The sequence below is a fragment of the Paracoccus subflavus genome (genome assembly GCF_004310345.1).
In the GTDB taxonomy this organism is placed as follows: domain Bacteria; phylum Pseudomonadota; class Alphaproteobacteria; order Rhodobacterales; family Rhodobacteraceae; genus Paracoccus; species Paracoccus subflavus.
On record NZ_SISK01000001.1, the window covers coordinates 147,243 to 173,401 of the forward strand.

The window sequence follows — 26,159 nt, forward strand, 5'->3', positions numbered from 1 at the left end:
CTATATGGCCTCGACCAGACGACGGGCGCCCCCATTGTGCTGCTGGCGCTGCGCCAACTGACGGGCCTCGCGCCCCGTCAGCAGGCGGCGGGCAGGGGCTGGCGGCCCGCCTGAGGCCAGTTCGGGAAACAGGCCCAGGATTTCGCGACGTGCCGCCGGGGTCAGCGACAGCAGTGCTTGCGGGCCGGTGTAAAGGCTTTCGGTCCAGCAGCCTTCCGACAGGATGATCTCATGCCGGTCGAACAGCAGGTGGTGATAGGTGACACCACCCGGCGGGTCGGCAGCGGCGATGCCCGGCAGGCCGACCAGATGCTTGGCCGCTACCATCACTTCGGCATCCCGAAACAGGCGGTGCGAAATGCGCGACCGGACAAGAACCCGATGCTGCGGCGAAACCAGCAGGTCACGGGCCGGGACATTGGCACCAAGCGCACCTGCACGGATCAGGATCGGCCTGAGGTTCGGGCGTTCCTCCAACCCGGATGCCGACACATGCGCGCCCCCTGCCCACCGAACCGTCTGTACCCCGTGATCGCGCGTCAGAACCAGATCCCCGGGCCGCAGGGTTTCCACCCCGCAGGCCCCGCGGGCCGTCTGGATCAGGGTGCCCGCCGCAAAGCACGGCACCGCCGCGGGCACATAGGGCGTGGCGTTGTCCAGCAGGCCGATGGTCTGCACGCTGGCGAAGGAATAGGGCCGTGAAAGGTCGAAGGTCGGATATGACCCGTCCGGTCGGGCGACAGGCATCAGAAGAACAGCGAATCGCCCCCCAAGCTCGACCCCGATGATACCGGCCTGAAAGTGTCGGGGAAACAACGCCAGGAACTGGTCAAAGCTGCCGTCAGGGTTCGGGGTTCGGATGACGCTGCTGGTGTGAAAGGACAGGGCCGTGCCGGCGGGGGTGGGGGCAGGATCGTTGCCGAAAGTGACGGCTGCGGTCAGGGTCTGGCCCGTTTCCAGAGGGTTGTAGCGTCCCGACTCAAAGGCTTGATCGTCGTCGCGGAGGGTGACTGACGACAGCGTGGCGCCGGGCAGGGCGAGGGTTGCATACGTCTTTTGATCCGCCCACGGCGCCTGTACAGCAGCCCCGGACGTTCCGGTCGTGATCCGCTGGGTGACAGTCAGGAGAGTGAACCGGTGGTCATTCATTTCTGCGGTCCGTCGCAACAGTTGAGCCGGCAGGCCACGGACGAAATGCAAAGCCCGCACAGCAGGCTAGGCGGAAAAGGTCTAATATCCGATTAAGGGGCCAGAAGCCTCAGTCATGATTTTGACGGCTCACGGGCTCCAGCCAAGAAAGTTCCGGATCAGCCGCAGGCCGGTTTCCTGCGACTTTTCCGGGTGAAACTGGGTGCCGACGATGTTGTCGCGTCCGATAACGGCTGTCACCGGCCCGCCGTAATCGACATGGGCCAGCAGGTGGGCCGGATCACGGACCTGAAACTGCCAGCCATGAACGAAATAGGCATGATTGCCCGTTGAAATCCCGTCCAGCACCGGATGCGGCCGGTCGATCACCAGATCGTTCCACCCCATGTGCGGCACCTTCAGCCCCGGTGCAGCAATCGCGGTCACCGCTCCGCCGATCCAGTCGAGGCCCGGCGTTTCGCGGTATTCATGCCCCGTCGTCGCCAGCATCTGCATTCCCACGCAGATCCCCAGGAACGGCACGCCGCGCAGCAGCACGGCCTCGCGAAGGGCCTCGGCCATGCCGTCCACCTCGCCCAGGGCGTGGCGGCAGGCGGGAAAGGCCCCGTCACCCGGCAGCACGATTCGGTCGGCCCGGGCGGCCAGGGACGGGTCCGACGTAACGATCACCTCGGCCCCCGCATCCCGGCCCATCAACTGGAACGCCTTTTCCGCCGAATGCAGGTTGCCGCTGTCGTAATCAATCAGCGCGACCCGCATCACAGCGCACCCTTGGTCGAGGGCAGGACGCCGGCCATCCGGGGGTCGGGCTCGACCGCCTCGCGCAGCGCGCGAGCTACGGCCTTGAAGGCCGCCTCGGCGATGTGGTGGCTGTTGAGGCCATGGAGGCGGTCCACATGCAGTGTGATGCCGCCATGCGTGGACAGCGCCTGAAAGAATTCGCGCACCAGTTGCGTGTCGAAGGCGCCGATTTTTTCGGTCGGAAAATCGACGTTCCAGACCAGGAACGGTCTGGCGGACAGGTCCAGGGCGGCGCGCAGCAGCGCATCGTCCATCGCCAGCAGAAAGCTGCCATAGCGGCGGATGCCCTTTTTGTCGCCAAGGGCGCGGGTCAGGGCCTGTCCGATGGCGATGCCCGTATCCTCGACCGTATGGTGGTCGTCCACATGCCGGTCGCCCTTGGCGCGGATGGTCAGGTCGATCAGCGAATGGCGCGCCAACTGGTCCAGCATGTGATCGAAAAAGCCAACGCCCGTCTGGTTGTCGTAAACCCCCGTCCCGTCAAGGTTCAGCGCGACCTCGATCTGGGTTTCGGCGGTGGTTCGGGTGATGGTGGCTTCACGCATGACAGGTCCTTTCGTCGCCTGCCTTATAGGGCGCGGCGCCCGCAACGCCAAGCCGGCAGGCTTGTCATGAGGCGGTGGCGATGCCACAACCGGCCAAAGGCCACGAAAGGACTGTGGATGAGCGATATCTCGATCAGCGAACGGCGGCTCAGCGCGGCGCTGGATCGCATCGGCCAGTATCTTGACCGGGGGGGCGTGGGGCATGGCCCGGCCGGGTCGGACCTGCGTGCCGAACTGGACGCCGCACATGCGCGGATCGCGGAATTGACTGACCGGATGCCGCATCCCGCAGCGGACGGGGCCGGTGTGGGTGACATGGCCGAACATGCGGCGCGGCTGGCTGCCGCCAACGACAGCCTGTCGGCGGCGAACCGGGCGCTGATCGCCGCGATGGCCGGAGAGGACGACCGGATCGAGGCGGTCAGCCTTGCGCTTGAGGCCGAGATCGAGTCCCTGCGCGCCGCCCGCGCTGCCGAGGCCGCGCAACTGGCCGCCCTTTTGGCCGAGGTCGAGCAGCTTCTGGGCGATGACAGGGATCATTCGGACGCACGGGCCACGGACGATCCGGACCGGGACAGCAGCGATACGGAAAAAGGGGGCATCTGAATGGCCGAAGTCGATTTCACGGTCGGGCACAAGGAATACCGCGTCGCCGCCCAGGATGGAGAGGAGCGCCTGCTGCAACGGGCCGCCGCCCTTCTGGATTCCGAGGCGCAGCAGATCCTGTCGCAGGCAGGCCGCGTCCCTGAACCGCGCCTGCTGCTGCTGGCCGGGCTGATGCTGGCCGACCGGGTAGCGACGCTGGAGGAACGGGCCGAAAAGGCCGAACGCCACCTGAACCGGCTCCAGGCCAATCCCACCAGGGTCGAGGTTCCGGTGATCCCGTCCGACCTCAAGGAAGCCATGGCCGAACTGGCCGCCCGCGCCGAATCGCTGGCCGACCGGTTGCAGGAACAGAACGGGCGCTGACCGGGTCTTCCACGGCCGGGCGCGATAGGGGCGCCATGCGCGGGCCTGCCGTCAGCCCGGCGCCCGGGATGCCGGCGCCTTGCGTCATGGCCTCACCGGCACCGCCCGCTGCGATCGGGTAAGCCGGGGATGCTCAGCCCTCTCCCAGAAAGCCGACAAGGATCTGGGCCACCGCCTGGGGGGCATCGGCGTGCAGCCAGTGTCCGGCCCCCTTGACGCGCACGACCCGCGCCTGCGGAAAATGCTCGCGCAGCGCCGCCTGTCCTGCCTCGGACACGTAATCGGATCGTTCGCCCGCGATCTCGAGCATCGGGCCATCGAAGCTGCCTTTCGGCAGATCGTCCGGCCAGCCGACCAGCCGGTCCATCTGGTCGCGCAAGGCACAGAGGTTCATCCGCCACGCCGCCGGATCGGATTTCAGATCCAGCGATTGCAGCAGAAAGGCGCGGATGCCGGGGTCGTCGACATGCCGCGCCAGGGCCGCATCGGCCGCGCTGCGGCGGTCGATCGCCGACAGGTCCAGCGATTCCATGGCGACAATCAGGCCGATCTGGGAATGCTTATAGGACAGGGGCGCGATGTCCATGACGGCCAGCTTTCGCACCATCCGGGGATGGGTCAGCGCCAGGGCCATGGCCGCCTTGCCGCCCATCGAATGGCCGACCACATCGGCGCGCCCCCCAAGCCCGGCGATGGCATCGGCCAGATCCCCAGCCAGGGCCGGATAGCCGTGGTCGGGATCGTGAAAGCTGTCACCGTGGTTGCGCATGTCCACCACGACAACGCGCCGGCTTTCGGACAGCCTGCGTGCCAGCGCCCCCAGGTTGCGGGCCTGCCCGAAAAGGCCATGCGCCATCAGGATGGGCACCCCTCCCTCGGGGCCGTGGGTCTGGTGACTCAGTCTCATGCCGGCCATTCTAGACGCTCTGGCATGGCCGGACCAGAGCCGCTAGACAGCGGGACATGACACGGCATGCAACCGGCCCCGATGACATACGCGACATGGCGGACGAGGTGTCGCGCCTGATGGCCAGCCGTTTTGGGGGCGCGCGGCGCGGCGAACAGCCGCCGCTGGCCGTCATGCTGCGGCGCCGGGGCGGCGCCCTGCCACGCCGGTTGCGGCGACAGGCTTTGGCCCTGGCCCGCGCCGACCAGATGTCCGCGCAGCCCAAGATCGCCCGGCAACTGGACCTGGCAGGACTGTCCCGCGCCCATGGTGCCCTGACGGCCCATCTGCAGCCACTGGGGGAACTGTCCCGCTGGCGGAACCGTGCCATCGGCTTCGGCGCCTCGGTGGCGCTGGGCCTGCTGGTTCTGGCGGCGGTTGGCGTCTGGATCATGATCCGCCGCGGCTATTTGTGACACTTGCACGGGCTGCAAGGCAGTTCTGCCGGCTTGCGCCTTGTCATTGCCGCAGGGGGTCGTGATGTTGGCGCCATCAGCCACAGGAATGCATCCATGACCGAATCGGGCAATCTTCGTCATGCCATTCTGGCTCTGGCCCTCGGGGCCTTTGCCATCGGCACGTCGGAATTCGCAGCCATGGGGCTGCTGCCCTTTTTCGCGGGCGACCTGGGCATATCCGAGCCACAGGCGGGCCATGTGATCAGCGCCTATGCCCTGGGGGTGGTGATCGGTGCCCCTGTGACGGCCATTCTGGGCGCCCGGTTGCCCCGGCGACGCTATCTGGCGGCCCTGATGGCCTTTTACGGCGTCATGAACCTGGCTGCCGCAGTCCTGCCGGGGCTGGCGGCGCTGACGGGGATGCGCTTTCTGGCCGGCCTGCCGCATGGCGGCTTTCTGGGGGTGGCGATGCTTTATGCGGCTGATGCCCTGCCGCGTGAACATCGTGCGCGCGGTGCGGCCCAGATCATCATGGGACTGACCATCGCCAATATCGTTGGTGTTCCGCTGGCCGGATGGCTGGGGCAGGGGATCGGCTGGCGCTGGGGCTTTGCCCTGCCGGGCGTCATCGCGCTGCTGTCGGCCTGGCTGATCCTGACATTGGCCCCCCGCGTCGGCGGCAATCGCGATGCGCGCCCCTGGGACGAGGTGCAGGCCCTGCGCAACCCCCGCGTTCTGTGGCTGCTGGCGGTGGGGGCGATCGGTTTTGGCGGCCTGTTCGCCGTCTATGCCTTTCTGACCGCCGCCATGATGGCCACCACCGACGCGCCCGACTATGCCATTCCCCTGACGCTGGGATTGTTCGGGGTAGGGGGCACTCTGGGCACCTGGGCCGCAGGCCGGCTGACGGAACGGCTGGGCCAGATCCGCGCGGCCTATGTCAGCCTTGCCGCAATGGCCGCGACCCAGGGCTTTGCGGCGCTGTCCGTGGGCAACTGGCCGATGATGGCGCTGTCGTCGTTCATGATCGCGGCGGGGGCGGGGCTGGTGATCCCCCTGCAGACGCGGCTGATGGATGTCGCGGGCCGGGCGCAGAACATGGCAGCGGCCATGAACCACGCGGCCTTCAACGCCGCCAATGCGCTGGGTCCGTTCCTGGCGGGGCTGGCGCTGGCGGCCGGCTGGGGATGGGCCTCCAGCGGGCTGGTCGGCATGGCGCTTACGGCGGCGGGGGCCGTCGCTCTGACTCTGGCAGTCTGGCATGATCGGGCCAGCGGGGCGGTGGCAGACTGCGCATGATCACCTGCCGCGAGGTCGAAGCGAATTCGCGCCGCCAGGTCACGAACAACACCACACCCGTGCCCGCCACCAGCATCCAGGGTCCGGCCAGCCATCCCAACGATCCGAGCGCGAAATAGACGCTGCGCAGCCCCGCGTTGAAGCTGCGCGCGGCGGTGATGTTCAGATCCGCTGCCTGCATCGCCCGTTCGGGTGCCACGGGATCGTCCGGTTCATTGGGAACCGCTGCCATCATGATCGCGCAGTAGCCGAACAGCCGGTGCGCCCAGACGAATTTCAGAAAGGCATTGACGACAAAGAACATCGTCACCAGCAGCTTCAGTTCCCACAGAACGTCTGCCGTGACCTCCAGCGACAGTTCCTGCACCAGTCCCTGCAACCGGTCGCCATTGCCGATCAGCGCCAGGATGCCGCCCGTCGCGATCATGCAGGCCGAGGCGAAGAACGCCGTTCCCTCGCGCAGGCTGGTCAGGATGTTGCCGTCGAAAATCCGCGGATCGCGAGAGATGAAGCGGGTCATCCACTCGCGCCGGAACCGCTTCATCAGGACCGACACCGACGGCTTGCCGGGCGGAGGCCGCTCGATCAGCCAGCCGATGCCGAACCAGACCGCGAACAGCAGCGCCACGGCTGCCAGATCGGCCAGCGGGATACGGGCGGGAAGGGCAAGATGCAGGTCCATGCCATGGGTTTAGATCGCGCAGACCCGCCATGAAAGCCCTGTTGTCGGTCAGGGGGGATCATCGGCAGATGCTGTCAAAAATGTTTGAAATCCTCTTGAAGGCACTCCGGTCCATCCTAGATTTTCGTCACCGGCGGCCGCCATGGCGCCGGTTCGACCGCCCGCCCGGATTTCGGGGGGCACCTGTGCATCGCTTGTGAAGGATGTGACCAATGCGCAACTTTGACCTGACCCCGCTTTATCGTGCCTCGGTCGGATTCGACCGTCTGGCCGACATGATGGACCGCGCGCTGACCGCCGATGTCTCTGCGCCGACCTATCCGCCCTACAATATCGAAAAGACGGGCGAGGATGCCTATCGCATCTCGATCGCCGTGGCCGGTTTCGCCCCCGAAGACCTGAATGTCGAGGTTCGCGACGGGGCCGTGATCGTGTCCGCCCGCAAGGCCGAGGAAGACGACGGACGCACCTATCTGCACCGCGGCATCGCCACCCGCGCGTTCGAACGCAAGTTCACCCTTGCCGACCATGTCCGCGTCGATGGCGCCAGCCATGTGGACGGGATGCTGCATATCGACCTGGTCCGTGAAATCCCCGAGGCTTTGAAGCCCCGCCGGATCGACATCGCCAAGACCGCGCCTCAGGTCGAAAAGAAGGCCGGAAACAAGGTGGAAAAGCTGGCCTCGTAAGCCGCCTTTCCGCGCCGTTCATGACGCACATGCCCGTCGGATTCCGGCGGGCATTTCTCATGTGAATGGTAGGCCCGGAGGGACTCGAACCCCCAACCAAGGCGTTATGAGCGCCCTGCTCTGACCATTGAGCTACAGGCCCACACAGCGCCTTCGGGTTAATCGTCCACGGCCATTGGGTCAAGCGCCGATCGGCGTTGCCCAGGATGACGGCTTCCGCTATCGGGGGCGCAGCATTCAGCCGGGGGGTCGACATGACACGGAACGGGATCAGCTATCGCGATGCGGGTGTCGATATCGACGCGGGCAATGCCCTTGTGGACCGCATTAAGCCCGCCGCCGCAGCGACCGCACGGCCCGGTGTGATGGATGCCCTGGGGGGCTTCGGCGCGCTGTTCGACCCGCGCGCGGCGGGATACGACGACCCGGTCCTGGTGGCGGCGACCGATGGCGTGGGCACCAAGCTGCGCATTGCCATCGACACCGGCCATCTGGACGGCATCGGCCAGGATCTGGTGGCCATGTGCGTGAACGATCTGGTCTGCCAGGGCGCGGAACCCCTGTTCTTCCTGGATTATTTCGCGACCGGCAAGCTGTCGGTCGATCAGGGCGCGCGCGTCGTCGAAAGCATCGCGCGGGGCTGCAAAGCCTCTGGCTGCGCCCTGATCGGCGGAGAGACGGCGGAAATGCCGGGCATGTATCACGACGGCGACTTCGATCTGGCCGGTTTCGCAGTGGGCGCCCTGCAACGCGGCACGGCGCTGCCTCGGGGCGTGGTCGAAGGCGACATCCTGCTGGGCCTGGCCTCCGATGGCGTCCATTCCAACGGCTATTCGCTGGTCCGCAAGGTCGCGGAACATGCGGGGCTTGGCTGGGACGCGGCTTCGCCCTTTGGCGACGGCAATCTGGGGGGGGCTCTGCTGACGCCCACCCGGCTTTACGTCAAGCCCGTCCTGGCGGCGATCCGGGCGGGCGGGGTTCACGCGCTGGCCCATATCACCGGCGGCGGCATCACGGAAAACCTGCCGCGCGTGCTGCCCGAAGGCCTGGGCGCGGACATCGACCTGTCGTCCTGGCCGCTGCCGCCGGTGTTTCGCTGGCTGGCCCAGGCGGGCGGGATCGATCAGGCCGAGATGTTGAAGACCTTCAACAGCGGCATCGGCATGATCCTGGCGGTCGCAGCCGACCGCGCCGATCCCCTGACCGACCTGCTGAGCGGGCAGGGCGAGACGGTCCACCGTCTTGGCCGCGTCACCGCTGGGCCGGGCGTCCGTTACAGCGGGACGCTTGCATGAAACGCGTCGCCATCCTGATTTCGGGGGGCGGATCGAACATGGTGCGGCTGGTCCAGGACATGCAGTCGGGCGATCATCCCGCGCGTCCGGTGCTGGTCGCGTCGAACGATCCGGCGGCGGCGGGGCTTGCGAAGGCCGCGGCCCTGGGGGTGCCGACGGCCGCGGTCGACCACCGCGCCTATCGCGGCGACCGCGCCGCGTTCGAGGCAGCCCTGCTGGAACCCTTGCTGGACGCGCGGCCCGACATCCTGTGCCTTGCGGGGTTCATGCGCATCCTGACGCCCGGCTTCATCAACCGCTTCGACAGCCGGATGATCAACATCCATCCTTCTCTGTTGCCCAAATACCCCGGCCTGCACACCCACGCCCGCGCCATCACGGCGGGTGATGCCGAAGCCGGCGCCACGGTCCATGAGGTCACGACTGAACTGGATTCAGGCCCGATCCTGGGCCAGATCCGTGTTCCCATCAAAGCGGGCGACACACCGGACAGGCTGGCCGCCCGTGTACTGGAACGCGAACACCGGCTTTATCCCCTGATCCTGCGCCGGTTCGCGGCGGGGATCCGCGACCGCGTCGATCTCTAGCTCCACAGGGCGGACAGGGCCGTTGCCGGATCGTCCTGCGACCAGATTTCCGGCCCGATGGCAACAAAGTCGCTGATCGGGGAAAGTTGCTTCAGCAGTTCGCGCGTGATCGCCCCTTCCGCGACGACCGGCACCTCGACCGTTTCGGACCACCACTGGAACAGGTCCAGGTCCACAGGCTCTCCACGATACAGGGTGGATGCGCCGACCGGGCCAAAGCTGACGTAATCCGCGCCCGCCTCGCCCGCGTTCATGCCGTCGTGGCGCGAGTTGCCGCAAAAGCTGCCGACGATGGCGTCAGGGCCCAGTTCCTTGCGGGCATAGCGCACGGTGCGCGCGCCGTCGGTCAGATGCACCCCGTCCAGCCCGTGCCGCAGCGCCAGCGCGACGTGATCGTCGATCACCACCGCCACGTCGCGGGCGTGCGCTATTTCCCGCGCCAGATCGGCGATGCGGCCCAGCTCGTCCTCCTCGGCGCCGGCACGGATGCGCAGGCAGGCCACCGGAAAGGCATCCATCACCGCCGCCAGCCGCGGCCCCAGGACCGAAGCCTGCACCCCGGCGGGCGTCATCAGGTAAAGCTGCGGGGCATCGGGGGCGGCATCAGGCATGGCGGAACTCCTTTATGCCGCAGATAGCGCAGCTTGCCGCCCGCCGCCAGACGCACTATCTGGCCCCCCATGGAAAGCCACCGCCAGCCCGTCATCATCCTGGTCCGCCCGCAGATGGGCGAAAATATCGGCGCAAGCGCCCGCGCCATGCTGAATTTCGGCCTGACCGAGATGCGTCTGGTCGAACCGCGCGACGGCTGGCCCAATTCCCGCGCCATCGCGATGGCATCGGGCGCGGCGGGGCAGGTGCTGGACCGCGCGCGTGTCTTTGCCACGCTGGCCGAGGCGATGGAGGGCATCGACTTTGCCTTCGCCACCACCGCACGGGGCCGCGAACTGTCCAAGCCCGTCCACACCCCCGCCACCGCGATGGAGATGGCCCGCGCCCATCCGGGACGCTGCGCGATCATCTTCGGCCCCGAACGCACGGGGCTGGAAAACGACGACGTGGCCCGTGCCAATGCCATCGTGACGGTGCCGGTCAACCCCGGCTTTCCGTCCCTGAACCTGGCGCAGGCGGTGCTGCTGATGGGCTACGAATACGGGCGCGACCTGCTGCCCGCCGAACCGTCCCCGCACCACGGCCGCCCCGAGGCGATCCAGCCCGCCGACCGCGTGGAAATCGAAAAACTGGGCGATCATTTCGAAGAGCGGCTGACCCAGGCAGGCTTCTTCTTTCCCGAAACCAAGGCCGCGTCCATGCGGCTGAACCTGCGCAACATGTGGGCGCGGCTGGACCTGACCCGTGGCGACGTGCGCATCCTGCACGGGATGCTGCGCCAGTTGACCCGCCGCTGACCCCCACCTACTGTCCGCCTGAAGGAGCATGCGATGGCCAAGCGCCCCGTTTTCGAGGAAGTCTCGGACCCCACCGCCCCCAGCCGCCCCGTCACCAGAACCGGCATGATCGACGCCGCCCGCAATGGTGCCTCGCGCGGCGCGCGACGGGCGATCCGCATCTGGCTGATGATCCTGTTCGCCATGGTCGTGTCGATGATCGCGCTGGGCGGGGCCACGCGCCTGACCGGATCGGGCCTGTCCATCACCGAATGGGCGCCGGTCACGGGCACGATCCCGCCGCTGTCAGAGGCGGATTGGCAAGCGGAATTCGACGCCTACAAGCAGATCCCGCAATATGCCGAGGTGAACCCTGACATAGACATGGCGGGGTTCAAGCAGATCTATCTGTGGGAATGGGCGCATCGATTGCTGGGCCGTCTGATCGGTCTGGTCTGGGCGGCGGGCTTTGTCTTTTTCATGGCGACCCGGCGCATTCCGACCGGCTGGACGCCGCGCCTGCTGGGCCTCGGCGCTCTGGGCGGGCTGCAAGGCGCCATCGGCTGGTGGATGGTCAGTTCCGGCCTGGTCGAGGGGATGACCCGCGTTGCGTCCTATCGGCTGGCGACGCATCTGGGGCTGGCTTTCGTGATCCTGGGCCTGATCGCCTGGTATGTCCTGCTGCTGGGGCGCAGCGAGGCCGATCTGCTGCGCGCCCGTCGCGCGGGTGAAGCCAAGCTGTTTTCCATGTCCACCGGTCTGATGCACCTGGCCTTTGTCCAGATCCTGATCGGCGCCCTTGTGGCGGGCATCGACGCGGGGCGCACCTATACCGGCTGGCCGACCATGGGCGGCGAATGGATCCCGTCGCTGATCTGGGACGCGGCCCTGGGCTGGCGCAACCTGTTCGAAAACCCCGCGCTCGTGCAGTTCGTGCACCGCATGGTGGGCTATCTTCTTGCGATCTTTGCCGTGGTGGTCTGGATCCGAGCGCGCCGGTCGCCCCATCCGGTGACGCGGGGGGCGTTCACGGTCATGCTGGTGGCGGTGGCGGTCCAGGTGGCGTTGGGTATCATGAACGTCATCCACGCCTCGCCCTTGCCGTTGGCATTGGCCCACCAGATCGGCGCGGTCGCGCTGTTCGCGCTGATCATCCGGGGGCGGCATCATGCACGCTATCCGCATGAAACTTCGGTCAGGGGGACCATCCGATGACGGCCATCAACGACCTGCTTGCCTTTCAGCGCCAGACCGAGGCGCTGTCATCCGTTGCGGAGCGCCTGGGTTGGGACCAGGAAACCGTCATGCCGCGCGGCGCCGTCGAACAACGCTCTGAAGAAATGGCCGCGATCGAATCCGTGCTGCACGAACGCCGCACCGATCCGCGCATCGGCGAATGGCTGGAGGTCGCCGAACCCCGGTCCGAGGCCGAGGCCCGGTCCGTCGAACTGATCGCCCGCGATTTCGGCCGGGCCAGCCGCGTTCCGGCCCGGCTGGCGCAGGAACTGGCGCGCGTCACGTCGCTGTCCCAGGGCATCTGGGCCGAGGCGCGGGCCAATGACGCGCCCGACGATTTCCTGCCGACGCTGGACCAGGTGCTGATGCTGAAGCGCGAGGAAGGGGCGGCCATCGCGGACGGCGGCGATCTGTATGACGCCCTGCTGGACGATTACGAACAGGGCATGACGGGAACCGAGATCGCCGCGCTGTTCGACGCCATGCGGCCGCGCCTGGTGGCCCTGCGCGAACAGGTGCTGGACGCGGATCGTCAGCCGCAGCCGCTGACCGGCCATTTCCCGCAGGAAACCCAGATCCGGCTGGCGCGCACCTGTGCCACGGCCTTCGGTTACGACTGGACGCGGGGGCGTCTGGACATCGCCGTCCATCCCTTCAGCAGCGGCCGTTGGCAGGACAGCCGCATCACCACGCGGGTGGTGGAAACCGATCCGTTCAACTGCATCTATTCCACCATCCACGAGGTCGGCCATTCCAGTTACGAACTGGGCATCGACCCGGATTACGCCTTCACGCCGCTGGGCCGGGGCGTGTCGATGGGCGTCCACGAAAGCCAGAGCCGCATCTATGAAAACCAGATGGGCCGGGGCCGGGCGTTCACGGACTGGCTGTTTCACCGCATGTCGGATGCCTTTGACGGGCTGAACATCGCCGATCCCGATGCCTTCTATGCCACCGTGAACCGCGTCACCCCCGGATTCATCCGCACCGAGGCGGACGAGATCCAGTACAACCTGCACATCATGATGCGCTTCGATCTGGAACGGGATCTGGTTGCCGGACGCCTGGACACGGACGATCTGGTCGAGGCGTGGAATGCCCGTTTCCAACGCGACTTCGGCGTGGCGGTGGACCGCCCGGCCAACGGCGTCTTGCAGGACGTGCATTGGGCGGTGGGGCTGTTCGGCTATTTCCCGACCTATGCCCTGGGCAACGTCTTCGCGGGCTGCCTGGACCGGGCCATGCGCGACGCCGTGCCGGACCTGGATAGCGCCCTGACTGCGGGCGACGCCGCGCCCGCCGTCGAATGGCTGCGCGAGAACGTGCAGCGCCACGGCGGCCTCAAGCGCCCCCGCGCCCTGATCGAGGAGGCGAGCGGCGGCGACGTGTCGCCCGAGCCGCTGCTGGCCTATCTGGAGGACAAGTTCGGCCGGATCTACGATCTGTAAGGGCAATGGCCGGGCGCGTTGCCCGGCCATTGCCTACCGGTTCGGCGCCTACCGGTTCGGCCACAAGGGCGCGTGGCGGTTCACATCCTTGTAGAGCAGGTATCGGAACGGCCCCGGCCCGCCCGCGTAACACGCTTGCGGACAAAAGGCGCGCAGCCACATGTAATCGCCCGGCCCCACCTCGACCCAATCCCGGTTCAGGCGATAGACGGCCTTGCCCTCCAGCACGAACAGGCCGTGCTCCATCACATGCGTTTCGGCAAAGGGGATCGAGCCGCCGGGTTTGAAGGTTACGACCGTGATGTGCATGTCGTGGCGCAGATCGGCCGGGTCCATGAAGCGGGTGGTGCCCCAGGCGCCGTCGGTGTCGGGCATCATCGAGGGCGCGATGTCCTGTTCCTGAGCGATGATCGGATCGGGCCGGTCCACCCCGTTGCAGGGCTGCCACCGCTTGCGCCACCAATGAAAACCGGTATTGCCCGGCGTGGTATTGCGCACCGACCAGGGGGTGCCGGGGGGGACATAGGCGAACCCGCCGGGCCGCAGCAGGTGTTCGGTGCCGTCGATGGTGACGGACATTTCGCCCCCGGTGACGAACAGGGCGTGCTGGATTTCCGGGTCGTCGTCGGGGTTGTCCGCGCCGCCTCCTTCGGCCAGTTCGACGATGTACTGGCTGAAGGTCTCGGCAAAGCCCGACAGGGGCCGGGCGATCATCCACATCCGCATTCCCGTCCAGCCCGGCAGATAGCTGGTCACGATGTCGCGCATCACCGTTCGCGGAATGACCGCATAGGCTTGGGTAAAGACCGCCGTGTCGGTGGTCATGCCGGTCTGCGGCGGCAGGCCCGCGACGGGACTGGCATAGGGGATGCGCCGGGTTTCCGGCTGCGGAACGGGGGCGATGTCGCCGGTGGGGGCGCCGGCGGGCGGTTGGTCGGGGGACAGGTCGGTCATGTCAGGGCCTCGTTCAGGCGAAGTTCCGCGATGCGCATCACCTGGCGTTCGGCCTCGGCGCGCTCGGTCAGAGTGTCGTTCTGGGCGCGGGCCTGCATGGCGGCCATGATGCCCGGCTTGTCGTGGTCGCGCACGGCGATGATGAAGGGAAAGCCGTGCTTGGCGACATAGGCATCGTTGAGCCGGGTGAAGGTCGCGCGTTCGTCGTCGGTCAGGCTGTCCAGACCCGCGCTGGCCTGTTCGGCGGTGCTCTCCGCCGTCAGCCGTTTCGCCTGCGCCAGCTTGCCCGCCAGGTCGGGATGGGCCACCAGCACGCCCAGCCGTTCTTCGTCGCTGGCAGCGCGGAACACCTGCGCCATGCGCGCGGCAAGGCCCGCAGGGCTGTCATGAACCGCGCCCATTTCCCCGTCCCAGACGCGCTCGGCGATGAAGGGGGAATGTTCATAGATGCCGCCGAACCTGTGCACAAAGTCGTCGCGGTTCATCTGCGAGGGTCGCAAGCGGGACCGATAGGGATGGACCCTGGCCCAATGGCGCGCGATATCCAGGCGCGAGGCGAACCAGACGCCCTCATGCTGGCGGCAGTGATCCAGGAACCGCTGGATCGCCATGGCCCGGCCCGGCCGTCCGGCCAGACGGCAATGCAGGCCGATGGACATCATCTTGGGCGCGCCCGCCGCGCCCTCGGCATACAAAACGTCGAAGCTGTCGCGCAGGTAGTCCAGGAAATCCGTGCCCGTGCCAAAGCCCTGTCCGCTGGAAAAGCGCATGTCGTTGGCATCCATCGTATAGGGCACCATCAGTTGCGGCTTGCCGTCGTGGACATGCCAATAAGGCAACTCGTCCGCGATCGTGTCGGACAGATACTCGAACCCGCCTTCCTCGCAGCCAAGCGCCACCGTGTTCATCGAACAGCGGCCCTGATAAAATCCGCGCGGGCGTTCCCCGGTGACGCGGCTGTGCAACTCGACGGCCTGGGCGATGTGGTCGGCCTCGATTTCTCGCGGAATGTCGCGATAGTCGATCCATTTCAGGCCATGGGTCGCGATCTCCCACCCCGCGGCCTTCATCGCCGCCACCTGTTCAGGGCTGCGTTCCAGGGCGGTCGCCACGCCATAGACGGTCACGGGAATGCCCCTCAGCATCCGGTGCAGGCGCCAGAAGCCCGGCCGCGCGCCATAGTCATAGATCGATTCCATGTTCCAGTGCCGCTTGCCCGGCCAGGGCTGGGCGCCGATGATCTCGGACAGGAACGCCTCGCTGGCCGCGTCGCCGTGTTCGATGCTGTTCTCGCCGCCTTCCTCATAGTTGACGACGAACTGGACCGCGATCCTTGCGCCGCCGGGCCATTGCGGGTCGGGGGTGTGCTCTCCATATCCTCGCAGGTCGCGGCTGTAGCGCATCGGGCATCCTTTCCGTGGCAGTGCGGGCACAGGAAAGCGCGTGCGGACCTGCGCGGCAAGCGGGCAGAGGCAGAATTCTGTATCAAGGAATCGGAAAAGATCGCCTGCGGTTTCAAGCGGCCATTGAAAGACTTGCGGGCTGGCACCGATTGTTGAGGCGATCGCGGTCCCCATAAGCTGCGCGGAGTGCGGCCAGAGGAGCCGCGGGAGGGAACCCATGGAACGCTACTTCAAGCTGGCCCGGCATGGCACGACCGTCAGGACCGAGGTGATCGCCGGGATCACCACCTTCCTGACGATGGCCTATATCATCTTCGTCAACCCCGACATCCTGTCCACCACCGGCATGGACCGCAACGCCGTGTTCGTCGCGACCTGCCTGGCCGCCGCCATCGGATCGGCGGTGATGGGGCTGTGGGCCAACTGGCCCATCGGCATGGCGCCCGGCATGGGGCTGAACGCGTTCTTCGCCTTTACCGTCGTGGGCGCCATGGGCTTTACCTGGCAACAGGCGCTGGGCGCGGTCTTTATCAGCGGGCTGATCTTTCTGTTCCTGTCGGCCACGGGCATCCGCCGCTGGCTGGTGGCGGGCATTCCGGTGTCGATGCGCAGCGGCGTCGCGGCCGGGATCGGGATGTTCCTGGGCATCATCGCGCTGCAATCGTCGGGCATCGTGGTGGACAGCCCGGCCACGCTGGTGACGCTGGGCGACCTGACCGCGCCCGGCACGCTGCTGACCATCGCGGGCTTTTTCATCATCGTGGCGCTGGATGCGCTGCGGGTCACGGGCGCGATCCTGATCGGCATCCTGGTCATCACCGTCGCCGCCATCGGGCTGGGCGTCAGCCAGTTCGGCGGCGTGGTGTCGATGCCGCCCTCCATCGCGCCCACGCTGCTGCAACTGGACGTCTGGGGCGCGCTGGGGTTCGGCATCGCCCAGGTTATCCTGGTGATGGTCCTGGTCGAGGTGTTCGACGCCACCGGCACCCTGATCGGGGTCGCGAAACGCGCGGGCCTGCTGAACGAAGGACCGGCCCACACCAATCCCGGTCTGTCGCGCGCGCTGATGGCGGATTCGACCGCGATCACCGTGGGGTCGATGCTGGGAACCTCATCGACAACCGCCTATGTCGAAAGCGCATCGGGCGTGCAGGCGGGCGGGCGCACCGGCCTGACCGCGCTGGTGGTGGCCGTTCTGTTCCTGCTGGCGATGTTCTTTGCCCCCCTGGCCGGGTCGGTGCCCGCCTATGCCACCGCGCCCGCGCTGCTGTATGTGGCGACCCTGATGGTGCGCGAACTGTCCGAGATCGCCTGGGACGACGTGACCGAGGCTGCCCCCGCCGTGCTGACCGCCCTGGTGATGCCCTTCACCTATTCCATCGCCAACGGCCTGGCATTCGGGTTCATCAGTTATGCGGCGATCAAGCTGCTGACCGGCAAGGCGTCACAGGTCCATGCCGCGACCTGGATCGTGGCGGCGCTGTTCGTCATCAAGTTCGCGTTCTTCGGCGGGCATTGACGGATCAGGTCGTGCATGGCGTTTCATGCGGGATCGCCATGCCCCTATGCTGTTCGCTTCCGGAAATCCTGATCGGCTTTCGACCACGATTGAGCAGCTTGTCCCTGCGCGGATCACCGGATGGGGCGATGGGATTTTTCAGGCGTCGGCTGTGAACACCCCCCTCGGGCAGGCGATGCTTCGCGCTGAGGGGCCATCCGGCAAGCCCTTGCGGTCAGTCGCCGATGATTTCGAACCGCGCGACGTCCACCATGCCGCGGTCGGTGATCTTCAGGGCCGGGATGACGGGCAGGGCCAGAAAGGCCAGTTGCAGGAACGGCTCGTCCAGCACGACCCCCAGATCGCGCGCGGCGTGGCGCAGAACCATCAGCGCGTCGCGCACGGCCTCGAAGGGCTCCAGGCTCATCAGGCCGGCGACGGGCAAGGCCAGTTCGGCCACGACACGCCCCTCGGCCGCGACGACAAAGCCCCCCTCGATCCGGGTCAGCCGGTTCGCGGCCAGGGCCATGGCGTCATAGTCCATCCCCACCACGGCGATGTTGTGATGATCGTGGCAGACGGTCGAGGCGATGGCCCCGCGCCGGAGGCCGAACCCTTTTACAAAGCCTGTCGCGATGTTGCCGTTTTTCCCGTGCCGTTCGATCACGGCGATCCGTGCAAGGTCGCGGGCCGGATCGGGACGCTTGTCGCCATCGCGGGGCGGGATGTCGCAGGTCAGGTGTTCGGTGATGATCCGGCCCTCGACGATGCCGATCACGGGCGTTTCCGCCCGGTTTCCGCCGCTACGGAAATCCTGCGGCTTCAGCGGGGGCGCCTTGACCGACTGTCGGCCGATCGGGGGCAGGGCGTCCCGCCCTGCGAATGCCGCGTCATCCGCCACACGCCCCCCGCACAGAACCAGCCGGGCATGGCAGCCCGCCAGACTGTCCACTGCGACGATATCGGCCCGCAGCCCCGGAGCGATCAGACCGCGATCCTTCATCCCGAAGGCCTCGGCCGCCGACAGCGAGGCCGCGCGATACACGGCCAGCAGCGGGGTGCCGCGCCGGATCAGCTCGCGGATCATGTGGTCCAGATGCCCGTGTTCCGCGATGTCCAGCGGGTTCCGGTCATCGGTGCACAGGCACATATAGGGTGCGGTGATGTCGGTCAGCACCGGCTGCAGGGCGGCCAGATCCTTGCTGACCGACCCTTCGCGGATCAGCACGCGCATCCCCTTGCGCAGCTTTTCCAGGGCCTCGGCGGCGGTCGTCGCCTCGTGTTCGGTGCGGATGCCGGCGGCGACATAGGCGGACAGGTCGCGGCCCGACAGTTGCGGGCAATGGCCGTCGATATGGCTGCCCTGGAACAGCCGCAGCTTGGCCATGGCCTGGGGGTCGCGGTGAATCACGGCGGGATAGTTCATGAATTCGGCCAGCCCGATAGCCGACGGGTGGCCCATGACGGCGCGCAGATCCCCCGCCTCGATCCGCGCGCCCGAGGTTTCCATGTCGGTCGAGGGCACGCAGGACGACAGTTGCACCCGCAAATCCATCAGCGTCCGTTCGCTGGCCTGCTGAAACCAGCGGATGCCGTCGAGGCCGATGACATTGGCGATTTCATGCGGGTCGCAGATCGCCGTGGTGATGCCGCGCGGGGTGACGCAGCGGTCGAACTCCAGCGGCGTGACCAGGCTGCTTTCGACATGCAGATGCGTGTCGATAAAGCCCGGCACCAGCGTCAGGCCGGAAACGTCGATGACCCGCGTGCCCTGGCAGGGCTCGCCCACCCCGACGATACGGTCCCCGCAGATGGCGACATCGCCCGCGATCATGGCCCCGGTGATCAGGTCGAAAACCTGTCCCCCCCGCAAAACCAGATCCGCGGGTTCGTCCCCGCGGGCCTGAGCGATACGCCGTTCCAGATCGTCCATGACATCCCCTGCGGTTTTGTCCGACAAGACCCGACAGGCGCGGCATCGTCCAGTGGCCTCGTGCGACGGGCGCTGTCCGGGGCTTGCGGGGTCAGAACACCTTTTTCAGTTCCCGCACGGCAAAATCGGCGAACATCCGCACCTTGGGATCCTGCAGCCGCCGGTGCGGGGTCAGGCATCCGAATTGCGCGGGCAGGGGGCGGTTCCGGGGCAGAACCTCGATCAGGCGTCCGGTCCTGATGTCGTCCGCAACCTCGTACAGGGGCCGATTGGCGATCCCTTCGCCGCCAAGCGCCCAGGTGGTCAGCACATCGCCGTCATCCGTATCGAACCGCCCGCCGACCATCATCTTTTGCGGCCCGTCATCCGACTGCAGCACCCAGTAATATTCGGGGCTGCGAGGATAGCGCAGCAGCAGGCAGTTATGGTCCACCAGATCCTCGGGGACATCGGGTGTGCCATGACGCGCCAGATAGCCGGGCGACGCGACCAGCACCCGTGGGCAATCCGCGATCTTGCGCCATTTCAGGGCGGAATCGGCAGGCTCGCCCAGAAAGAAGGCCAGGTCGATGGCGTCCTCGACGATATTGACGTTGCGGTCCGACAGCCGCAGCCGGAAATCCACGCCGGGATTTTCCGCACAGAATGGCGGGATCAGCGGCGCGATCAGCCGCCGCCCCAGGCCCAGCGGCGCCGTCAGCCGGATCACCCCCTGCGGGCGTCCGGAAAAGCTGGACACCAGTGCCTCGGCCTCGTCCAGGGTCTCGATCACGCGGCGGGCGTTGTCGTAAAAGGCGCGGCCGATCTCGGTGGGGGTCAGCTTGCGGGTGGTCCGGTTCAGCAGCCTGACGCCAAAGCGGTTTTCCAGATCCTTGATGCGATTCGAGGCAACTGCCGGCGAAAGCCGCAGATCGCGGCCCCCGGCGGTGATCGACCCCAGTTCCACCACCCTGACAAAGACGCGCAGGCTTTCAAGATAGGACATGGGTGATAGGCCGTTTTCAAGGATTCGTGTAAAGTCTTCCGGGTCGGCGCCGATTTCGCAACCGTTTTTTTCCGCCTAGGATTCTCATCGGGTCACAGCCACAAAGGAATGCCATGACACCCGCGCTGCGCTTTCTGCTGAACGGTCAGCCGATCACCCTGGCCGAGGTCGGGGCATCCGACACGCTGCTGGATTTCCTGCGCATCGACCGCCGCCTGACCGGCACCAAGGAAGGCTGTGCCGAGGGCGATTGCGGCGCCTGCACGGTGCTGGTGGGGCGTCTGGCCGATGACGGGCTGGTCTATGAGCCGGTGAACGCCTGCATCCGCTTTCTGGCGTCCTGCCACGGCTGCCATGTGGTGACGGTGGAACACCTGCGCGGCCCGGGCGGCGGGCTGCACCCCATCCAGGCGGCGATGGTAGAACACCACGGCAGCCAGTGCGGGTTCTGCACGCCGGGCATCGTGATGGCGCTGTACGCCCTGTGGATGGCCAATCCCGACGCATCCGTCACCGACATCGAGATCGCCCTGCAGGGCAACATCTGCCGCTGCACGGGTTACGAGCCGATCGTCAAGGCGGCGCTTGCGGCGGGCCGGGCGGGCGGTCAGGCCGCCGATGCGCTGGCGGTGGAACGCGAACTGGTGGCCGCAAAGCTGCGCGCCATGCGGGGTGAACGGGTCGAACTGTGCAGGGGCGGCGAACGCGCCATCATCCCCGCCGACGTGGACGATCTGGCCGCCCTGCTGGAGGCGGAACCCAAGGCCACCATCATCGCGGGGGCGACCGACGTGGGCCTGTGGGTGACGAAATTCATGCGCGACATTTCTCCGGCGGTCTTCATCGGGCATCTGATGAAATCGCGCCGGGTCGAAGGCGGGGAAATCCGTCTGGGCGCGGGCGTGACCTATTCCGAGGCCGCGCCGCTGATCCGCGACCATATCCCTGCCGCCTATGACTATTGGCTGCGCATCGGCGGCTGGCAGGTGCGCAACATGGGCACCATCGGGGCCAATATCGCCAACGGATCGCCCATCGGCGACACGCCGCCCTTGCTGATCGCCCTGGGCGCGCGGATCGTGCTGCGCAGGGGGACCGCGCGCCGCGAGGTGCCGCTCGATGCGTTCTTTATCGAATATGGCCGCCAGGACCGCGCGTCGGGCGAATTCGTCGAGGAGGTCATCATCCCCACCCGCCCCGATGCCCGCGTCGCCGCCTACAAGGTCAGCAAGCGCCGCGACAGCGACATCACCGCCGTCGCCGCCGGGTTCTGCCTGACGGTCGAAAGCGGCACCATCGCCGAGGCGCGCGTCTGCTTTGGCGGCACGGCGGGCGTTCCGAAACGCGCCACGGGGGCCGAGGCCGCGCTGACCGGCCAGCCCTTTGCCCGCGATACCTTCGAGGCCGCGGCGCGCGCCGTCGCCGACGACTTCCGGCCCCTGACCGACATGCGCGCCAGCGCCGAATACCGCAGCGCGGTGGCCGCCAACCTGTTCCGCCGATTCTGGCTGGAACAGTCCGAACCCGGCCTGCCCGTCCGCCTGACCCAAGCCGTAGGAGCGTGAGATGAAAGACGACACCACCCTCGGCGGGCAGGCGCATCAGGACACCGTCCACGACAGCGCCATCAAGCACGTCACGGGCCGCGCCGACTATACCGACGACCTGGCCGAGCCTTACGGGCTGCTGCATGCCTATCTGGGCCTGTCGCAATGCGCGCATGGCACGATCACCGGGATGGATTTCACCGAAACGCTGGCCGCGCCGGGCGTGATCGGCGTGCTGACGGCCCAGGACATTCCCGGCGTCAACGACGTGTCGCCCAACGGCAAGAACGACGACCCGATCTTTGCCGAGAAGAAGGTCCTGTTCTGGGGCCAGCCGGTCTTTGCCGTGATCGCGGAAACCCGCGATCAGGCCCGGCGCGCGGCGCACAAGGCGCGCATCAGCTATGACATTCTGCCCCACGCGCTGGACCCCATCGCCGCGCGCGACGCGGGCATGGGCTATGTCACCGACCCCCTGACCCTGCGCCGGGGCGACGCGGATGCGGGCATGGCCGCCGCGCCCCGGCGCATCAAGGGCCGTTTCGCCATCGGCGGGCAGGATCATTTCTATCTGGAAGGCCAGATCGCCATGGCCATCCCCGGCGAAGACGAAGATGTCACGGTCAATGTCTCGACCCAGCACCCGTCCGAGGTCCAGCACATGGTGGCGCATGTCCTGGGATGCCGGAGCAACGCGGTGGTGGTGAACGTGCGCCGCATGGGCGGCGGTTTTGGCGGCAAGGAAACGCAGATGAACCTGTTCGCCTGCGTCGCGGCCATCGCCGCGAAACGCTGGAACCGGGCCGTCAAGATCCGCCCCGACCGCGACGACGACATGACCGCCACCGGCAAGCGGCACGATTTCGTCGTGGATTACGAGGTCGGCTTTGACGACGACGGCACGATCCGCGCCGTCCGGGGCGACTGGTATGCCCGCTGCGGCTTTTCGGCAGATCTGTCCGGCCCGGTGACGGACCGTGCGCTGTTTCACTGCGACAATGCCTATTACTATCCGGATGTGCGCGTCAGCAGCCATCCGATGCGGACCAATACCGTCAGCAACACCGCCTTTCGCGGCTTCGGCGGCCCGCAGGGCGTGATCGTCGCCGAACGCATGATCGAGGAGATCGCCTATGCCCTGGGCCGCGACCCGCTGGAGATCCGCAAGCGGAACCTTTACCGCAACGGCCAACTGACCCCCTATCATCAGGAGGTCACCGACCAGATCCTGCCGCGCATCTTCGAGGAGCTGGAAGCCTCCAGCGACTATCACGCGCGCCGCCAGGCGGTGCTGGACTGGAACGCGAAAGGGGGCGTGATCCGCAAGGGCATCGCCCTGACGCCGGTCAAGTTCGGCATCAGCTTCACCGCGACCTGGTTCAACCAGGCGGGCGCGCTGATCCATGTCTATAACGATGGGTCCATCGCGCTGAACCATGGCGGGACCGAGATGGGGCAGGGGCTGAACACCAAGGTCGCGCAGGTCGTGGCCGAGGCGTTCCAGTGCGACATCGGCAACATCAAGATCACCCGGACGACCACGGAAAAGGTGCCCAACACCTCGGCCACCGCCGCCTCGTCGGGGACGGACCTGAACGGCATGGCGGCGCTGGACGCGGCGGAACAGATCAAGGCGCGGCTGGTCGAATTCGTCGCCGAACGCTGGCAGCAGCCGCGCGAGGATGTGCACTTCGTTCCCGGCCATGTCCGCGCGGGCGACCATCTGATCCCGTTCCGCGACGTGATCGCGGCGGCCTATAGGGCGCGCATCCACCTGTCAGCGGCGGGTTTCTATAAGACGCCCCAGATCCATTGGGACCGGGCGACCGGACGGGGGCGGCCGTTCTATTACTATGCCTATGGCGCGGCCGTGTCCGAGGTGTCTGTGGACACGCTGACGGGCGAATATGTCATCGACCGTTCGGACGTGCTGCACGATGTGGGGCGCAGCCTGAACCCCGCCATCGACAGGGGCCAGATCGAGGGCGCCTTTGTCCAGGGGGCGGGCTGGCTGACGATCGAGGAACTGTGGTGGGACGACAAGGGCCGACTGCGCACGCACGCGCCCTCCACCTACAAGGTGCCTCTGGCGTCGGACCGGCCGCGCGTGTTCAACGTGCGCCTGGCCGACTGGTCCGAGAACAGCGAACGCAGCATCAAGCGGTCCAAGGCCGTGGGCGAGCCGCCCTTCATGCTGGGCATCAGCGTGTTCGAGGCGATCAACATGGCCGTCGCCTCCTTTGGCGATTACCGCGAGCCCGCGCGGCTGGACGCGCCGGCCACGCCCGAGCGCGTGCTGATGGCGATCGAGAGGCTGCGTCACGGATCGGGGCGGGGATGATCCGCGTCCGGATCATGTCGGCCCTGGGTTCCACGCCCCGCGACGCGGGGGCCGAGATGTTCGTCGGCCCCAACCGCGTGACCGGCAGCATCGGCGGCGGCCAGTTGGAATACATGGCCATCGACCGGGCGCGGCAGATGCTGGCATCCGGCGAAGCCGAGGCCCGGATGGATGTTCCGCTGGGCCCAGAAATCGGCCAGTGCTGCGGGGGCAGGGTGGTCCTGCACCTGGATCGCCATGGCCCCACGCCCGAGGATCATCCCGATGTGCTGGTCTTTGGCGCCGGCCATGTCGGGCGGGCGCTGGCGCGGGCCCTGCAGCCCCTGCCGGTCAATGCGGTGCTGATCGACCAGCGACCCGAGGAACTGGCCCTTGCCGCACCCGGCGTCGATACCCGCCTGACCCCCTTGCCCGAGGCCGAGATCCGCGCCGCGCGCCCAGGCAGCGCCGCCGTGATCCTGACCCACGATCATGCCCTGGATTTCCTGCTGGCGGCCGAGGCGCTGTCGCGGACCGACCTGTCCTATGTCGGCATGATCGGCAGCGCCACCAAGCGCGCGCAGTTCACCCGCCTTGCCCGTGAACGCGGACTTGATCCGACGCCGCTGATCTGCCCGATAGGCGCGGGATTTTCCTGCGACAAGCGTCCGGCGGTCATCGCCGCCTTCACCGCCGCCGAACTGATCGGGCGGCTATCTGCCACGTCTTCGTTGAAAAAATACCCATGCAACAGTTGATCCGGGGCCGCGTCCTGTCCTTTTACGCCGACCCGCACGATACCCAGGACAACCACCGCTATTTCGAAAACGGCGCGGTCCTGATCGGGGACGGCCGCATCCAGGCCGTGGACGATTACGCAAAGCTCGCCCGCCCCGACCTGGCCGAGATCGATCACCGCCCGCACCTGATCCTGCCGGGGTTCATCGACACGCATATTCATTTCCCGCAGGTGCAGGTGATCGCCAGTTGGGGCGCGCAGCTTCTGGACTGGCTCAACACCTATACCTTCCCCGAGGAATCGCGCTTTGGCCAGCAGGGTCATGCACCTGCCATGGCCGACGCCTTCCTGAACCTGCTGACCGACCACGGCACCACCACCGCCGTCGCCTTCTGTTCGGTCCACCCGGAATCGGCCGAGGCGCTGTTTTCCGCGGCCCATGCGCGCAACATGGCGATGATCGCGGGCAAGGTGATGATGGATCGCAACGCCCCCCCCGAGGTTCTGGACACGCCCCGGCAGGGATACGACGACAGCAAGGCGCTGATCGACCGCTGGCACGGCACGGGCCGCCAGCGATATGCGATCACGCCGCGCTTCGCCATCACCTCGACGCCCGACCAGATGGAGATGACCGGGCAGTTGGCGCGCGAGCATCCCGATTGCCATGTCCAGACCCACCTGTCCGAGAACCTCGACGAGATCGAGTTCACCCTCGGCCTCTATCCGCAGGCGCGCGACTATCTGGACATCTACGAAACCTACGGCTTGCTGTCCGACAGGCTGCTGCTGGGCCATTCCATCCACCTGCGCCCGCGTGAAATCGCCCGCATGGCCGAAACCGGCAGCCGGGCGGTGTTCTGCCCGACCTCGAACCTGTTTCTGGGGTCTGGTCTGTTCGACGAGGCGGGACTGCGGGCGGCAGGCATCACCAGCGGCATCGCCACCGATGTCGGCGGCGGCACCAGCTATTCCATGCTGCAGACGCTGAACGAGGGATACAAGATCCTGCAATTGCGCGGCCAGAAGCTGACGCCCTTGTCGGCCTTTCACTGGATCACGCGCGGCAATGCCCTCGCCCTGGGAATGGCCGACCAGATCGGCACGCTGGACCCCGGAAGCATGGCGGACCTGGTGGTGCTAGACAGCCGCGCCACCCCGGCGATGGCCCTGCGCATGGCAAGGGCCGAGACGCTGGAACAGGAACTGTTCATTCTGCAAATCATGGGCGACGACCGCAGCATTCGCCAGACCTATGTGGCTGGCCGGCCGATGAAACCTACAGGTTGAACGACGCGCGGCCTTCCCCGCCGCGGCCTGTCGCGCTATCCCTGTGCCGATGCGGACC

General features: G+C 67.0%; 25 protein-coding genes and 1 tRNA gene. 15 read left to right on the forward strand and 11 right to left on the reverse strand.

The window, feature by feature from the left end; genetic code table 11:
• The 3 genes from EYE42_RS00800 to hisB form a co-directional block, all read right to left on the reverse strand.
• Entirely contained in the window at positions 1–1,149 is a 1,149-nt protein-coding gene (locus EYE42_RS00800; protein WP_246020533.1) for a Hint domain-containing protein, read from the reverse strand.
• A gap of 129 nt (positions 1,150–1,278) precedes the next feature.
• Positions 1,279–1,908: an imidazole glycerol phosphate synthase subunit HisH gene (gene hisH / locus EYE42_RS00805; protein ID WP_130989413.1), complete on the reverse strand. Its 630-nt coding sequence runs from the start codon at positions 1,906–1,908 to the stop codon at positions 1,279–1,281.
• A complete protein-coding gene (hisB, locus tag EYE42_RS00810) occupies positions 1,908–2,495 on the reverse strand; it encodes an imidazoleglycerol-phosphate dehydratase HisB (RefSeq protein ID WP_130989414.1) in 588 nt (195 codons plus the stop codon). The genes hisH and hisB overlap by 1 nt, the downstream gene beginning before the upstream one ends.
• A 117-nt stretch (positions 2,496–2,612) precedes the next feature.
• Here hisB and EYE42_RS00815 point away from each other — a divergent pair, with 117 nt between their 5' ends.
• Positions 2,613–3,101 carry a hypothetical protein gene (locus EYE42_RS00815; RefSeq protein ID WP_211657876.1) on the forward strand — a complete coding sequence of 163 codons (489 nt, stop codon included), beginning with the start codon at positions 2,613–2,615 and terminating at the stop codon, positions 3,099–3,101.
• Positions 3,102–3,464, forward strand: coding sequence for a cell division protein ZapA (locus tag EYE42_RS00820; RefSeq protein WP_130989415.1), 363 nt, complete (start codon positions 3,102–3,104; stop codon positions 3,462–3,464).
• Between the two features lie 133 nt (positions 3,465–3,597).
• On the opposite strand, the gene EYE42_RS00825 is transcribed toward EYE42_RS00820, so the two are convergent.
• Positions 3,598–4,371 (reverse strand): alpha/beta fold hydrolase, encoded by a 774-nt coding sequence (locus EYE42_RS00825; RefSeq protein WP_130989416.1) that lies wholly within the window; start codon positions 4,369–4,371, stop codon positions 3,598–3,600.
• Between the two features lie 56 nt (positions 4,372–4,427).
• On the opposite strand from EYE42_RS00825, the gene EYE42_RS00830 reads away from it, so the two are divergent.
• The gene (locus tag EYE42_RS00830; protein ID WP_130989417.1) at positions 4,428–4,826 is read left to right on the forward strand and encodes a hypothetical protein; all 399 of its coding nucleotides are present in this window, start codon (positions 4,428–4,430) and stop codon (positions 4,824–4,826) included.
• A gap of 96 nt (positions 4,827–4,922) precedes the next feature.
• Positions 4,923–6,107, forward strand: a complete 1,185-nt coding sequence (locus tag EYE42_RS00835) for an MFS transporter (protein ID WP_130989418.1) — start codon at positions 4,923–4,925, stop codon at positions 6,105–6,107.
• Here EYE42_RS00835 and EYE42_RS00840 read toward each other — a convergent pair.
• Positions 6,028–6,789: a DUF599 domain-containing protein gene (locus tag EYE42_RS00840; RefSeq protein ID WP_130989419.1), complete on the reverse strand. Its 762-nt coding sequence runs from the start codon at positions 6,787–6,789 to the stop codon at positions 6,028–6,030. The genes EYE42_RS00835 and EYE42_RS00840 overlap by 80 nt on opposite strands.
• Positions 6,790–7,001: 212 nt before the next feature.
• Here EYE42_RS00840 and EYE42_RS00845 point away from each other — a divergent pair, with 212 nt between their 5' ends.
• Positions 7,002–7,478: an Hsp20 family protein gene (locus tag EYE42_RS00845; protein WP_130989420.1), complete on the forward strand. Its 477-nt coding sequence runs from the start codon at positions 7,002–7,004 to the stop codon at positions 7,476–7,478.
• A gap of 66 nt (positions 7,479–7,544) precedes the next feature.
• Here the strand turns inward: EYE42_RS00845 and EYE42_RS00850 are convergent.
• Positions 7,545–7,620, reverse strand: a tRNA-Ile gene (locus EYE42_RS00850).
• A gap of 112 nt (positions 7,621–7,732) precedes the next feature.
• Here EYE42_RS00850 and purM point away from each other — a divergent pair.
• Together purM and purN are read left to right on the forward strand one after the other, a co-directional pair.
• Entirely contained in the window at positions 7,733–8,773 is a 1,041-nt protein-coding gene (gene purM, locus EYE42_RS00855; protein ID WP_130989421.1) for a phosphoribosylformylglycinamidine cyclo-ligase, read from the forward strand.
• Positions 8,770–9,360, forward strand: a complete 591-nt coding sequence (gene purN, locus EYE42_RS00860) for a phosphoribosylglycinamide formyltransferase (RefSeq protein WP_130989422.1) — start codon at positions 8,770–8,772, stop codon at positions 9,358–9,360. The genes purM and purN overlap by 4 nt, the downstream gene beginning before the upstream one ends.
• Here purN and EYE42_RS00865 read toward each other — a convergent pair.
• On the reverse strand, positions 9,357–9,971 hold the full coding sequence (locus EYE42_RS00865; protein ID WP_130989423.1) for a thiamine phosphate synthase: 615 nt from the start codon (positions 9,969–9,971) through the stop codon (positions 9,357–9,359). The genes purN and EYE42_RS00865 overlap by 4 nt on opposite strands.
• A gap of 69 nt (positions 9,972–10,040) precedes the next feature.
• On the opposite strand from EYE42_RS00865, the gene EYE42_RS00870 reads away from it, so the two are divergent.
• The 3 genes from EYE42_RS00870 to EYE42_RS00880 are packed head-to-tail and all read left to right on the forward strand — an operon-like array spanning position 10,041 to position 13,432.
• Positions 10,041–10,769: an RNA methyltransferase gene (locus tag EYE42_RS00870; RefSeq protein WP_130989424.1), complete on the forward strand. Its 729-nt coding sequence runs from the start codon at positions 10,041–10,043 to the stop codon at positions 10,767–10,769.
• Positions 10,770–10,802: 33 nt separating this feature from the next.
• A complete protein-coding gene (gene ctaA, locus EYE42_RS00875; protein ID WP_130989425.1) occupies positions 10,803–11,963 on the forward strand; it encodes a heme A synthase in 1,161 nt (386 codons plus the stop codon).
• Positions 11,960–13,432, forward strand: coding sequence for a carboxypeptidase M32 (locus EYE42_RS00880; protein ID WP_130989426.1), 1,473 nt, complete (start codon positions 11,960–11,962; stop codon positions 13,430–13,432). The genes ctaA and EYE42_RS00880 overlap by 4 nt, the downstream gene beginning before the upstream one ends.
• A 48-nt stretch (positions 13,433–13,480) precedes the next feature.
• Here EYE42_RS00880 and EYE42_RS00885 read toward each other — a convergent pair whose 3' ends face one another.
• Both EYE42_RS00885 and puuE read right to left on the reverse strand, forming a co-directional pair.
• Positions 13,481–14,386 carry a bifunctional allantoicase/(S)-ureidoglycine aminohydrolase gene (locus EYE42_RS00885; protein WP_130989427.1) on the reverse strand — a complete coding sequence of 302 codons (906 nt, stop codon included), beginning with the start codon at positions 14,384–14,386 and terminating at the stop codon, positions 13,481–13,483.
• Entirely contained in the window at positions 14,383–15,789 is a 1,407-nt protein-coding gene (gene puuE, locus EYE42_RS00890) for an allantoinase PuuE (RefSeq protein WP_130989428.1), read from the reverse strand. The genes EYE42_RS00885 and puuE overlap by 4 nt, the downstream gene beginning before the upstream one ends.
• Before the next feature lie 217 nt (positions 15,790–16,006).
• On the opposite strand from puuE, the gene EYE42_RS00895 reads away from it, so the two are divergent.
• Positions 16,007–17,308 carry an NCS2 family permease gene (locus tag EYE42_RS00895; RefSeq protein WP_130989429.1) on the forward strand — a complete coding sequence of 434 codons (1,302 nt, stop codon included), beginning with the start codon at positions 16,007–16,009 and terminating at the stop codon, positions 17,306–17,308.
• Between the two features lie 214 nt (positions 17,309–17,522).
• Here the strand turns inward: EYE42_RS00895 and ade are convergent, their stop codons facing one another.
• Both ade and EYE42_RS00905 read right to left on the reverse strand, forming a co-directional pair.
• On the reverse strand, positions 17,523–19,220 hold the full coding sequence (ade, locus tag EYE42_RS00900) for an adenine deaminase (protein ID WP_130989430.1): 1,698 nt from the start codon (positions 19,218–19,220) through the stop codon (positions 17,523–17,525).
• Between the two features lie 91 nt (positions 19,221–19,311).
• Positions 19,312–20,205: a LysR family transcriptional regulator gene (locus tag EYE42_RS00905; protein WP_130989431.1), complete on the reverse strand. Its 894-nt coding sequence runs from the start codon at positions 20,203–20,205 to the stop codon at positions 19,312–19,314.
• A 113-nt stretch (positions 20,206–20,318) separates the two neighbouring features.
• Between EYE42_RS00905 and xdhA the strand changes: the two genes are divergently transcribed.
• Genes xdhA through guaD form a run of 4 tightly spaced genes read left to right on the forward strand, consistent with a single transcriptional unit; the run spans position 20,319 to position 26,101 of the window.
• Positions 20,319–21,770, forward strand: a complete 1,452-nt coding sequence (gene xdhA / locus EYE42_RS00910) for a xanthine dehydrogenase small subunit (RefSeq protein ID WP_130989432.1) — start codon at positions 20,319–20,321, stop codon at positions 21,768–21,770.
• 1 nt (position 21,771) lies between these two features.
• A complete protein-coding gene (xdhB, locus tag EYE42_RS00915; RefSeq protein WP_130989433.1) occupies positions 21,772–24,093 on the forward strand; it encodes a xanthine dehydrogenase molybdopterin binding subunit in 2,322 nt (773 codons plus the stop codon).
• On the forward strand, positions 24,090–24,830 hold the full coding sequence (xdhC, locus tag EYE42_RS00920) for a xanthine dehydrogenase accessory protein XdhC (RefSeq protein ID WP_130989434.1): 741 nt from the start codon (positions 24,090–24,092) through the stop codon (positions 24,828–24,830). The genes xdhB and xdhC overlap by 4 nt, the downstream gene beginning before the upstream one ends.
• Positions 24,818–26,101, forward strand: coding sequence for a guanine deaminase (gene guaD / locus EYE42_RS00925; protein WP_130989435.1), 1,284 nt, complete (start codon positions 24,818–24,820; stop codon positions 26,099–26,101). Before xdhC ends, guaD begins: the two co-directional genes overlap by 13 nt.
• The last annotated feature ends 58 nt before the right edge of the window (positions 26,102–26,159 follow it).